Origin of the sequence: Flavobacterium branchiarum, from assembly GCF_030409845.1 — a bacterium.
GTDB classification, from domain to species: Bacteria; Bacteroidota; Bacteroidia; order Flavobacteriales; family Flavobacteriaceae; genus Flavobacterium; species Flavobacterium branchiarum.
In genome coordinates this window covers 1,042,714-1,055,748 of the sequence record NZ_JAUFQQ010000003.1, presented here as the reverse complement: position 1 = coordinate 1,055,748, position 13,035 = coordinate 1,042,714, and the positions used below count along the sequence as shown (strand labels likewise).

Annotated in this window: 9 protein-coding genes; 4 read left to right on the top strand and 5 right to left on the bottom strand. The window is 32.2% G+C overall.

The annotated features are described in order from the left end of the window. The first annotated feature begins 32 nt into the window (after window positions 1-32). Window positions 33-1,991 carry a KUP/HAK/KT family potassium transporter gene (locus QWY99_RS05285; protein WP_290262389.1) on the top strand — a complete coding sequence of 653 codons (1,959 nt, stop codon included), beginning with the start codon at window positions 33-35 and terminating at the stop codon, window positions 1,989-1,991. Window positions 1,992-2,132: 141 nt separating this feature from the next. Continuing rightward, the gene (locus tag QWY99_RS05280; protein WP_290262386.1) at window positions 2,133-3,392 is read left to right on the top strand and encodes an RsmB/NOP family class I SAM-dependent RNA methyltransferase; all 1,260 of its coding nucleotides are present in this window, start codon (window positions 2,133-2,135) and stop codon (window positions 3,390-3,392) included. A 220-nt stretch (window positions 3,393-3,612) separates the two neighbouring features. On the opposite strand, the gene QWY99_RS05275 is transcribed toward QWY99_RS05280, so the two are convergent. Next, entirely contained in the window at window positions 3,613-5,148 is a 1,536-nt protein-coding gene (locus QWY99_RS05275) for a YifB family Mg chelatase-like AAA ATPase (protein ID WP_290262384.1), read from the bottom strand. A 167-nt stretch (window positions 5,149-5,315) separates the two neighbouring features. On the opposite strand from QWY99_RS05275, the gene QWY99_RS05270 reads away from it, so the two are divergent. Beyond that, a complete protein-coding gene (locus QWY99_RS05270) occupies window positions 5,316-5,444 on the top strand; it encodes a hypothetical protein (protein WP_290262382.1) in 129 nt (42 codons plus the stop codon). 260 nt (window positions 5,445-5,704) lie between these two features. Here the strand turns inward: QWY99_RS05270 and tssD are convergent, their stop codons facing one another. The 3 genes from tssD to QWY99_RS05255 form a co-directional block, all read right to left on the bottom strand. Then, on the bottom strand, window positions 5,705-7,219 hold the full coding sequence (gene tssD / locus QWY99_RS05265) for a type VI secretion system tube protein TssD (RefSeq protein ID WP_290262380.1): 1,515 nt from the start codon (window positions 7,217-7,219) through the stop codon (window positions 5,705-5,707). A 369-nt stretch (window positions 7,220-7,588) separates the two neighbouring features. Then, window positions 7,589-8,011 (bottom strand): GNAT family N-acetyltransferase, encoded by a 423-nt coding sequence (locus QWY99_RS05260; RefSeq protein WP_290262378.1) that lies wholly within the window; start codon window positions 8,009-8,011, stop codon window positions 7,589-7,591. Between the two features lie 96 nt (window positions 8,012-8,107). Then, window positions 8,108-8,950, bottom strand: a complete 843-nt coding sequence (locus QWY99_RS05255; protein WP_290262376.1) for an AraC family transcriptional regulator — start codon at window positions 8,948-8,950, stop codon at window positions 8,108-8,110. Between the two features lie 105 nt (window positions 8,951-9,055). On the opposite strand from QWY99_RS05255, the gene QWY99_RS05250 reads away from it, so the two are divergent. Continuing rightward, window positions 9,056-10,075 (top strand): LLM class oxidoreductase, encoded by a 1,020-nt coding sequence (locus tag QWY99_RS05250; protein ID WP_290262374.1) that lies wholly within the window; start codon window positions 9,056-9,058, stop codon window positions 10,073-10,075. A 118-nt stretch (window positions 10,076-10,193) separates the two neighbouring features. On the opposite strand, the gene QWY99_RS05245 is transcribed toward QWY99_RS05250, so the two are convergent. Beyond that, the gene (locus tag QWY99_RS05245) at window positions 10,194-13,013 is read right to left on the bottom strand and encodes a M16 family metallopeptidase (RefSeq protein ID WP_290262371.1); all 2,820 of its coding nucleotides are present in this window, start codon (window positions 13,011-13,013) and stop codon (window positions 10,194-10,196) included. Window positions 13,014-13,035 lie beyond the last annotated feature (22 nt).

The following is a 13,035-nucleotide window of genomic DNA, read 5'->3' as shown; positions in this document are numbered from 1 at the left end:
TTGACGCGACTTTTATAAAATTAAAAAATTAAATGAGCGCATCACACAAGAACTTACATAGTAAGTTAACTTTAGGAGGTTTGTTAATCTCTTTGGGAATTATATATGGTGACATAGGAACCTCCCCTTTATATGTAATGAAAGCCATACTTGGCAAACATATAATCGATGCTGATATTGTTTTAGGTGGTATTTCGTGTGTTTTTTGGACATTAACACTTCAAACAACTATAAAATACGTACTCATTACATTAAGCGCTGATAATCATGGCGAAGGCGGTATTTTTGCTTTATACGCTCTGGTCAAGAAAACAAAAATAAAATGGCTAATTGTCCCCGCCATTATAGGAGGTAGTGCTCTACTTGCGGATGGTATTATTACACCTCCAATTTCTGTTTCTTCGGCGATAGAAGGAATTAGGACCTACTACCCTAGTATAAATACTGTTCCTATTGTTATAGCAATCTTATTTGTTTTATTTACGATACAGCAATTCGGAACGAAGCTTGTGGGTAAATTTTTTGCTCCAATGATGCTAATCTGGTTTACCATGCTTGGTGTTCTGGGAGTAATTCAAATTGTACATCACCCTGAAGTTTTTAAAGCTATAAATCCTTATTATGCTTATCATTTACTTTCTATACATCCTGATGGTTTCTTTGTATTAGGTTTTGTATTCTTGTGTACAACAGGTGCTGAGGCTTTATACTCTGACATGGGGCACTGTGGAAGAAAAAACATTCGCATTAGCTGGATATTCGTCAAATCGGCATTGGTACTAAACTATTTTGGACAAGCTGCTTTTCTTATTCACCATGAAGGACAAACTTTACAAGGCTTAGGTGGAAATGGAAATCCATTTTATTTAATTATGCCCAATTGGTTTCAGCCTATCGGAATTGTGATTGCTACGCTTGCTGCGGTAATCGCTTCTCAAGCGCTTATTAGTGGTTCATTTACATTGATAAATGAAGCGATGCGATTGAACTTCTGGCCAAAAGTGAAAATAAAATACCCTACTGAAGTTAAGGGACAATTATACATTCCTTCTATCAACTGGTTATTATTCTTTGGTTGTGTTGGTATCGTACTGCACTTTGAAGAATCTGGTAAGATGGAACATGCCTATGGTTTAGCTATTGTTTTATGTATGATCATGACTACTATTTTACTTAATTTTTACTTGATTATGAAACGAGTAAAATTATACTTCATGGTTCCTTTAATTACAATATACTTGGCTATCGAGATAAGTTTCTTAATTGCTAATGTCACTAAGTTTGCAGAAGGTGGTTATGTAACATTAATTATTGCTTCTGTTCTTATTCTTATCATGACGATTTGGTACTTGGCTAAGAGAATCAATAAAAATTACACTAAGGTTATCAAAATTGAAGACTATAAAAAGGTATTGATGGAATTAAGCGATGATTTATCAATTCCTAAATATGCTACGCATTTGGTTTATATGACTAATGCTAGTCGTGTTGATGAACTGGAAGAAAAAGTTATTTATTCTATCTTGCAAAAGCGTCCAAAAAGAGCTGACATCTATTGGTTTGTACACGTAAATATTTTAACAGAACCATACAAAACACAATATAAGGTAACCGAAATCGCTAAAGACGATATCTACAGAATTGATTTTAATTTAGGATTTAGAGAGCCTACCAAAATTAACTTGATGTTTAGAGAGGTTATTCGCGATATGGTGAAAAAAGGAGAAGTAGATATTACGAGCCGTTACGAGTCATTGAATAAAAATAATATCATTGGAGATTTCAAATTTGTACTATCTGAGAAGTTCTTATCTAATGATAATGACTTAAGATGGCACGAAAATATTATCATGAACTCGTACTTCTTTATCAAGAAGTTAAGTCTTTCTGAAGAACGCGCTTTTGGTCTAGACAGCAGTTCTGTGAAAATTGAAAAATTCCCAATGGTGCTTCATGCTCCAGAAAACATAGGCTTAACTAGAGTAGATTAAGCCAAAACATACATTTTTAAAACACTCTTTTAATTCCTAAAAGAGTGTTTTTTTTTAGGTTGAAAATATAAAAAGAACATTCAAAATTAAAAATTTAACTTTCAACCAATTAATAGTACCTTTGCAGCTCAATTATTTAAAATGAGATTACATAGAAATTTAGTTTATACGACCATCGATTCTTTAAATGCTATATTCAATGAAGGTGAATATGCTGATAAAGTGGTTGCAAGAGCATTAAAAAAAGACAAGCGTTGGGGAAGTTCTGACAGGAAATTTGTCGCAGAAACGATATACGAAATAGTTCGTTGGAAAAGATTATATTCTGAAATTGCAGAAGTTAAGGAACCTTTTGACAGAGACAACCTTTGGAGAATATTTTCGGTATGGGCTGTACTAAGAGGATATCCTATTCCTGATTGGCGCCAACTGGAAGGTGTTCCGGAAAGAAAAATAAAAGGTCGTTTTGACGAGCTTTCTAAAATTAGAGCGATTAAAGAATCTATTCCTGATTGGATGGATGAATTAGGAGTTAAAGAATTAGGTGAGAAACTTTGGGCTACAGAAATTGCTGCTCAAAACCAACCTGCTAAAGTTATACTTAGAGTAAATACTCTAAAAACTACCAAAGAGAAATTAAGAGCGATCTTAATGGACTTAAATATTGAAACTGAATTTTTAAAAGAGCAACCAGATGCTTTAGTTCTTAAAGAAAGAGCGAATGTATTCTTAACGGATGCTTTTAAACAAGGTTTCTTTGAGGTTCAGGATGCTAATTCACAACGTGTAGCCGCTTTTCTAGATGTAAAACCTGGAATGCGTGTAGTTGATACTTGTGCTGGTGCTGGTGGAAAAACGTTGCATATTGCTTCTTTGATGGAAAACAAAGGGCAGTTAATTGCAATGGATTTATACGAAAGTAAACTGAAGCAATTAAAATTAAGAGCAAAACGTAATGGTGCTTTTAATATCGAATACCGTATTATTGACTCTACTAAGGTAATTAAGAAATTACATGAAAAAGCAGATAGAGTTTTAATCGATGCTCCTTGTAGTGGTTTGGGTGTTTTAAAAAGAAACCCTGATGCTAAATGGAAATTGAAGCCTGAGTTTATCGATAACATTCGTAAAGTTCAAGCTGAAGTTTTGGAAAGCTACTCTAAGATTGTAAAACCAGGTGGTAAATTAGTTTATGCTACGTGTTCTATTTTACCTTCTGAAAATCAAGAGCAAGTTGAAAAATTCTTAAAAACAGAAATCGGTAAAGAATTCACTTTTGTAAAAGACCACAAAATATTGGCTTCTGAATCTGGATTTGACGGTTTTTATATGGCTTTATTAGAGCGTAAAGAGGCTAAAGAAGTTAAAGAGGTTAAAAAAGCTAAAGAAGTAGTTGCATAATTACTCCTTTTTCCAATTATATTTAAAGAGCAACTTTTACAAGTTGCTCTTTTTTTGTTTAACACATAGAAACATAGATTTTATGTTTGAGAAAGAATACAAAAAAAATATATTTCTTTCACATAGCTACCTTTGTGCTTTTTAAATAAGTGAAACGCCTTTTTCACAATACAAAATCTATGTTTCTATGTGTTAAAATTAATTATGGCTTATACTCATTTTACCCTAACCAACCATCACGATCTAAACTACGATACTGGATTGCTTCGGCTATGTGCGACGAAATAATACTTGGAGCTGCATCAAGATCAGCGATAGTTCTCGCTACTTTCAAAATTCTATCATAGGCTCTTGCAGAAAGATTCAGTCGTTCCATTGCTGTTTTTAATAACAACTTCGACTGTTCATCGAGCGCACAATATTCCCGAATTTGCTTTGTATTCATTTGTGCATTGTAGTTTATACTCTCTAGCGCTTCAAATCGCTTTGCCTGAATTTCTCTTCCCGCTGTCACTCGTTCTCGAATATGCACGCTACTTTCTGCTTTATTATCATCTGCTAATTTTTCAAAAGGAACTGGCGTAACTTCGATATGAATATCAATTCTATCTAATAATGGCCCTGATATTTTACTTAAATACCGATGCATTTCGTGTGGTGATGATTTTTGTGGTGCATCGGGATCATTAAAGAAACCGCTTGGACTAGGATTCATACTTGCCACAAGCATAAATGATGATGGATAGGTAACTGTGAACTTTGCTCTCGAAATTGTCACTTCTCTATCTTCCAGTGGCTGACGCATTACTTCTAATACATCTCTTTTAAATTCTGGTAATTCATCTAAAAACAAAACGCCGTTATGCGCCATCGATATTTCTCCGGGTTGCGGATAACTTCCTCCTCCGACTAAGGCTACATTAGAGATTGTGTGATGAGGCGATCTAAAAGGCCTTTGATTCATCAAACCTACTTCTTTCAGCTTTCCGGCTACGCTATGGATTTTGGTGGTTTCAAGTGCTTCTTTTAATGTCATAGGAGGTAAAATACTTGGCAAACGTTTAGCAAGCATAGTTTTTCCAGCTCCCGGTGGACCAACCAAAATTATATTATGCCCTCCTGCTGCTGCAATCTCCATGCAACGCTTGATACTCTCCTGCCCTCTTACATCCGAGAAATCAAACTCTGGAAAGTCTAACGTTTTATAAAACTCTGCTCGAGTGTCGATTATTGTTGCTTCTAAGTTTCCTTTTCCTTCTAGAAAATCAATTACTTCTTGTACATTCTCTACACCATAAACATCTAAGCCAGCAACAATAGCTGCTTCTTTTACATTTTGCTTTGGCAGAAAAAATCCTTTATATCCTTCTTCCTTCGCTTTTATAGCTATTGGTAATGCTCCTGTAATAGGCTGTAAACTTCCGTCAAGCGAAAGTTCTCCCATAATAATGTAGTTGTCTATTTCTGTAGTTTTTATTTGATCTGAAGCTACTAATATCCCAATTGCTAAAGTTAAATCATAAGCGGAGCCTTCTTTGCGCAAATCAGCGGGTGCCATATTTATAATGATTTTTTTACCCGGCATTTTATAGCCATTGTTTTTTAACGCCGCTGCTATCCTAAAACAACTTTCTTTAATAGCACTATCTGGCAAACCTACTAAATGATATCCAATTCCCGTATCCATATTAACCTCAACAGTGATTGTCGTCGCCTCGACTCCAAAAACTGCACTTCCATAAACTTTTACTAACATGCTTGTTTTATTTTTGAGTAGTAAAAGTATTAAAATAATAACGCAAAAAACATTTATATGTAATATTTAAATTACAATTTAGTCGATTTTTATATTATTTATGCAAGAGATTAGACTGGTAGATAGAGAAAGATTCATAAAATATGTTAGAGAGTAAATAATATGAAATGTTGAAGATAATTCTTGAAGAAATAAACAAGTATAAAAATAATCAAATCGAATTCAAAGAAGCAATGACAGATTTCATTGAATTCGATTTGATTACAACAATAACACCCAAAGATAATAACTACTAAAATAGTTGAATGAGTACTTTAAACATTAGTTTTGATTGCTTATTCATTTTGATAATCTCTTATAAATAAATATTGAAAAAATAATTGATAAAAAAATTGAAATCAAAACACTAAAAAAAAATTGTTTAAAAGGCATTACTTGATGTCCATCTGGAGTGATTGGAGGAATAAAATACATTATAAGGTTATAAGTAATAATGAATAAAATTACACTAAAAAGAACTACTAAAATAAAACCAATAAACTTATTAATTGCTTTTTTATTTACCATAAACATAACCATAAAAATTACTACTAAAAACTTCTGGATTAATAATTACATTTCTAATTTCACCCCAAGAAAATACTTTAAAACCATATTCATCCCAAGTTATCGTACCGCCAATAACACCTTCAAATACTACCCAATGTTCAATGGAACTAATCAAACTAGATTTTGCCTTATACAACATATTCGTATTGATTAACATAATAACTGTATAACCTTTTAAATAAAGCTCTTGCATTTTAGCAATTTCTTGTGAAGATGAATTTTCACCATCCCAAGGCAATGTACCTTTATTAAAAACAACATTAGTATTATCCATAACAGATTTAAAACCAAGAATTTCTTTCATCAATTTCATAAGTTCTCTTGGAACAGTTGACCCAGCAAATGATTCATCATTTTCACCACTATAATTTATAACACCATTTTCTTTATCTCTTATACACGAAAATGTAATCCAATCACAATAAGACATCTTAACTAAATGAGTTGGATATTTCTTGTTGGTAGCAGGATTCATTTCTAACAAATGATTACTCTTTTCTGACAAATCAAAAGTATAATCATTACATTTAGCAACTCCTTTTTGATGTAATTGCAATACAAAATTTTCATATTTATCAAAATCTTTTTTAGCTAATAAATAAATAACAGCTGCCATCCCACAAGTAGGTGTGTCATTTTGATTTGCTAAATATGGTTTTCCTTTTCTTTCTTGAACCTCTTCTTTTATTTTTGCACTATCAAACCATCTGAATCTATTGTGTTTCCATACTTTTATTTCACCTTCATTTTCTGAGTCTATTATAAAAGCTCGGATAAATACAAAGCGTCCACACATATCTTTATCATTAACTGTGAATTTTAATGAATCACCAACGTGAGAAAGTTTTTTTTCAATCCATTTATTCTCTGACAAATTATGATACCTCACCATCCAGTTTATTGTCGATTTGTTATCTGGGATTTCTTCGGTATAATCAGTCACATTAAATTCGTAAGTCTTACCAAAAAGCATTCCCACTTGGAGTTTTGTCCCGCTGCCATCATTAGCAGAACCATTGTCCAGTTTCGTTATGCATTTTATAGTTTTTACTTTGGTTTCAGCCTTTTCTTGTTTAACTATTCTTTTGGGCGGTACAATCTGTTCTTTTAGGTTTTCTTGCCTAGGTTCTACTATCCTCAAAATTTGATGCATTGGCATTGTACCATTCGCTTCAAATTTTTCATTATGAGAGATACAATATGATTTTTTAAACTGAATCTCTTTGAATTTACTAATACCATCTGGTTTGTAAAATGTAATAATCCCGTCTTTTGCCTCATCACCAAGTGCCCATTCCAAAAGAGACGTATCACTGTCAGATTCAATTTTTAAATCAAAAACCAAACCACTTCGAACTCCCGACGGCTTACCCGTTACATCCACTCGTTGGCTTGAATTATAGATAATGTCTAATAATCTGTATTCTTTGTTGTCTAATTTTAACACTCCTAAACCTATCATTATTTTTTTTATTAATTATCTACTAATCTTCTTACGCTTTAACAATTGAAAAAGTTAAAATAAATGTAATATTATTACAGTATATTGATATTTCAATCAATTACTTACAACTATTTTTTTTAAATAATTCTAATACCTACTAGTATATAATTACAGATTCAACAGTAATTGTCGTCGCCTCGACTCCAAAAACTGCACTTCCATATACTTTTACTAACATGCTTGTTTTATTTTTTAGTAGTAAAAGTATTAAAATAATAACGCAAAAAGCATTTATATGTAATATTTAAATTACAAATAAATGCTTTTGTTATAAAATACAAGTATTTAATTCATTTTAAAATTGCGTCACAAAAGAAATACTAACAACTACATTTCCTTTCTCATTTGTACAAAATGCTTTTTGAAACCTGCCTTTTCATATGCTTTTATTGCTGATTCATTTGCTTCGTACACTTCTAAACGAAGTTCTGTTATTCCTTTAGAAGTAGTCCATTCCGTCAGTCTTTCAATTATTTTATGTACTACTCGCATTCCACGATATTTGGGATCAACATACATAAATCCTAAATACCCATATTGAGCATACTTAACATAAACTTTAGCATTTTCAATTCTTGCATAACCACAACCGATAACTTCACCATCTAATACTGCAACAAGCAATTCTACATCAGTTGAAGTAAGCATTTTATCAATATCGTAATAATTAATATCTGACAATTTTAATGTTGGATCAAATGGCCTTTCTGCATTAATTAATTCTTGCTCAAAAGATAGAAGTTTGCCCATATCGTTATGGCAAGCACTGCGTATAATTATAGTATTCATTATTAAATTTATTTCAATTAATTAAACAATATATCAAAACTCACGTATTCATCTTAATTATTTTATTCTACCTTTTTTTCTAAAAAGGGAAGGATTCATAATTTTAGACTTTTTGAAAAATTTACTTAAATGTGTTTCGTCTGAAAATCCAAGTTCAAAAGCAATCTCACCAATACGCATATCACTATATAATAATCTTTTTTCAATCAATTGTATTCGGTAATTCGTGATGTATTGCTGAAGCGTTTCACCTGTATGCTTTTTAAAATAACGGCTTAAATACGTTTCTGAAAAATTAAATTTCTCACTAATTATGGCTATTCTTAATTGATTGGGGCTATAGATATTGGTTTGAATATATTGCAATATTTTGGTGATTTTTTTATCTGTAGTTTCTTTAATTCCATCTGGCAAATCAACAACCATGTTTCGGGCAACAAGAACTATTAGTGTATTCATTAATTGCTGGATTAAATCCTTACCATAAATAGTTTCATTTGCAATCTCATTTCTCATTATTTCAGCAATTGTACCAACTACTTGTCTATCTGACTGCCTATTAAGCACGCATCCTATATTTAACTCCGCATTATTTAAAATAAATTCAAGTCTCTGTATATTATCTAACCCTATTTTTTTATCGTGAATATAAATATTATTAAATTTTATTAATAAGAATTCTGTAGTTGTATCCACATCAAAAGAGTATTTGCTCATTGGTGTGAGTAAAAACATATCTCCCGCTGCATAAGGTGTTACTCGATTATCAACCCATTGTCTTCCATTTCCTGAAACTACATAAACAATTTGGAAATAATTGAATTCAACATCCCTTAAAGGACATTCGTCAACTTTTTCAATAAGAATTTCATAAGGCGCATGAATATTTTTCTTTTTCATGTTATAAATATACCTAATTAATGCAGATATATAGGGACATGTACCTGTTTTTAATGTATAATTTTGTCTTTTCTAAATTAAGAAACAACAAAAAAATAGCTACATATGAAAGAAGAATTAAATAGAGACTTTAGTAATCATATTGGATACAATCGCATGTTTGCTGAAAATAAATTGACTATTGGTATTTTCCTTCCATTGCGATTTTATGAAGGAAATATGAAAGCATTAGAAGGACAATCTGATTTAGTTTCCTTAATAGATCAAAAGAATTTCGCAACTGTTTGGACTAGGGATGTACCTTTATTTGATCCTAGTTTTGGTGATGCAGGTCAAGTTTTTGATACCTTCAGCTATTTGGCTTATCTTGCTGCTAAAACAAAACAAATCACATTGGCTACAGGAAGTTTGGTATTTCCTTTAAGGCATCCTGTCGACTTAGCAAAAGCCGCTACAACAATTGATCAATTATCAGGAGGTCGTTTAGTTCTAGGCATAGCATCTGGCGATCGGCCAGTAGAATACCCTGCTTATGGTATTGATATTAATACTAGCGGTGAACGTTTTAGAGAAACTGTTTCTATGTTTCGTTCGCTAGTATCATCCAAAGAAAATCAGGTTATACAATCATCCCTTGGACTAATTAAACAAAGTTCCCAATTATTACCTAAACCTGTAAGCAATACGATTCCATTATTGGTTACTGGATCTAGCAAACAATCGATGGATTGGATTGGAGAGCATGCCGATGGGTGGTTAAGTTACCCTACATCAACTGCAACGACAGAAGGTGTGATGCAATTGAAATCAAAGATAGAAAACTGGCGTTCAAGAATAATTCCTAATGGAGTCTTTCGTCCTCACGTAACAAATGAATGGATTGATTTAGTAGATGACCCTGATTATCCTCGTACGCCACTTCGAGGAGGTTTCATCCTTAAAACAGGAAGAAAAGGGTTAATTCAGCTTCTAGAAGAATGGCAATCAATCGGAGTTAATCATGCGGCACTTGGAATCCAGTTTACTAAACGTCCTGCTTTAGAAACGATACAAGAACTAGCTGAAGAAGTCTTACCATTATTCCCAACTCATAGGGGAACAAAACCATTATCCATTCAGTATTAATCAAAATTTCTAAACATATTTTACTCAAAAAAAAAAAGCACTTATTTATAATACTCAAATTAAAATAAGTGCTCCAATATTTACAAGCAAGCATTAAAACCTCCTTAGATAAATATGATTATTTAGGTGAGAGCGTAAACACCCCATAATTTGTACTATCAAATAGCGTATTAGCTACAGCTTTAATCTCGTCTGTTGTAATTGAATTCAGTAACTCATCATAGTGATTGAAATCGTTTAGATTGGCGTAATTAAGATATACTTCTCTTATTTTTTCTACCCATTGTGAAGTAGCATTATCGTTAAGATGCATCATCTTATTATTGAGAATAGTACGTTTCATTCGATTCAACAAAATGTTATCAATACGGTTTGATTGTAGCTCCAGAATAACATTCTTTGCAATAGCTTCTAAAGTAGGAATATCTTTTTCAGAAGCTGAAAAACTAAGAGAAATTGCCGTTTGTGTAATGGGATATAAATCTATCTGAATATCCGTAAAAGGAGAATAAACTAAACCTTCATTCTCTCTCGAACGTTTTAAAAATGCATCATTAAACACTTCACGTACGATTTGTGCAATAATAAATTCTTTTAACACTGCATTAATTTTTCCTTTAAAAATAATAGTCGTAGCAGGCCTTTCAATAGTAGCATCTATTATTTTTTCACGTACAATCCCATTTGTTTGTAATGTGTTATTTGTGAAGACTTCATTCGATGTTGTAGTTAACTTTGTTTCATTAGCTGGTAGATTAGCAAAATATTTTATTGCCATTTCTGTTACTTCTTCAACATTTACATTACCGCTTATCACAAGAAAATTATCTTGGCTTTGGGCTACAATTTTATCATAGAATGAAAACATATCGTTTAGGTTTACGCGCTTCCATTCATTAATTGTGCTTAATTCTTTCTGTTCTCGAAGTCCTAGTTTTTTGTAGTTTGCTATCTTGTGATCAAGCTGAATACTTGGAATACGCATAAAACTGGGTTCTTTCTTTTGTTGAGAACTTTTCCCAATTTCTTCCGTAATGTATTCATCAAAGTCTTGTTTTGGCATCTCATAATCAAACATTTTTCGATACGACCATTCAAACAAATCTTCTAAATTAGTAGCGCGAATAACTGTGTTTACAGTACTAGCATTGTCTGCAATACTCACTAATGTAGATATTTCTTTGTTGCCACTTTGTGTATTATATTGCTCTTCTGTCATTCCTTTTATCCAAGAACTATCTACAAAATATGAGGTATCTTGATAATAGGGATAATCTTGATCAGACAATAAATTAAAACCATTTCTAGTAGCTAAAGATAATACAACACTGTTATCGTCACTTTTTGTGGGTTTAATAGCAATGCGTAAACCATTACTTAAGGTAAGCTGGGTTACATCAATATTCTCATAATAGGTTGTATTCTTCAAATAAGCAGGTGCTTTAGAAAATGATTTTGTAGGTAAATCACGCCACGCAAATACTTCTTTTACTAGCACTTCTTCTTTCTTTTCAGTAATTGGTTTAAAAGACAATTGTTTTGTCAGCCCTTTGTTCCATGCCTTTTTTATGTCTTTTTCATTGATTTTTCCAAAAGCTGGAGGAATATCGGTCAATAAATACAAGTTGTTGTTTTCTTTCAACCACATGTCGTTATGCAGTTGCAGTATATCATTCGAAGTGATCGATACAATGATTTCTTTCGCCAGAATTTCCCTCTCTTGTGCATCAATATAATTACTAAAAGCTGCAGCTTGATCTACATAGGCATCTGCCAAAAAGGTAGCATCATCATTTGAACTTGTATTTAATCTTGCTAACGTAGTTAATTTGATCGTCGCTAGTTCTGATTCTGATATTCCTACTTGCTTTATGGTATTAATCACTGTTGCTAATGTATCTACTTTTCCAAGTAATTCTTTTTTAGTTTTTGCCTCTAATTCAAAGGTATTTTCCGTTCTATTAGATAGATACCAAATAGCATGATAATTAGTTTTTAGGGACGTTTCTTTACTCTTTTGATTGATATAATTGGTATAAATTGATGCAATTAAAAGTTGTTTAAAATCTTCTTTTGTTTGAGTTAATGGTGATTTTGTAAAGCGTATTAATTCAAGCTTTGCTTTTTTGCTTGTGGTGCTCTTTTCTTGTAATAAGGAGTTTGCAAACGAAGGGTTGAATGAGTAGATATTCTGACTTCTTTGTCCGTGATTAGTAGGTAGTGTTTTTTCAAATGCAGCTTTAATTTCCTTTTGCACTTGCACTGGATCGATATTACCTGTTACAATTAGAGTAGTAAGATTAGGAGCGTACCATTTCTTATAAAAATCTTTTAACTGCTGGTTGTTAAGATTCAGAATGTCTTGTTCTGTAGCTATAGGCAAGTGTTGTTGCTGTTTTGTACCTTCTAGTTTTTTTTGATTGATTGCTGTTTCTTGTCCAAAATCTTTTATTTCTTGGATAACTATTTTACGTTCTTTTTCAATTGCTTCATCGTTTAGTACTGCTTTAGATAAAAAATTTGAAAAAATAGTTAGCGCCAGTTTCGGGTTAGCCGTTTTTTGTAGCGATAATTGGTAAACGGTGCGTTCGTATGTTGTATAAGCATTAATATCTCTTCCGTAGCGATATCCTAATGCTTGTAATGTATCAATTGCTTGCCATTTTGGAAAATCTTCTGAACCATTAAAAACCATGTGTTCCAGAAAATGGGCGTATCCTTTTTCGTTTTGTTTTTCTTGCAAAGAACCTACATTGATTACCATTCTGTATTCTACTTTTGCTTGTGAAGTAGGATGAATAATGTAGTGTAATCCATTGCCTAAACTATCTATCACGACCTGTTTTGATACAGGCAAAGATGTTGTAGCGCTTTGTCCGTGAGAGAAACTAGCGATAAGCGATAAAGAAAATAAAAATAAATAAGTTGTATTTCTCATTGTAAATTTCGAATAAGAGTTT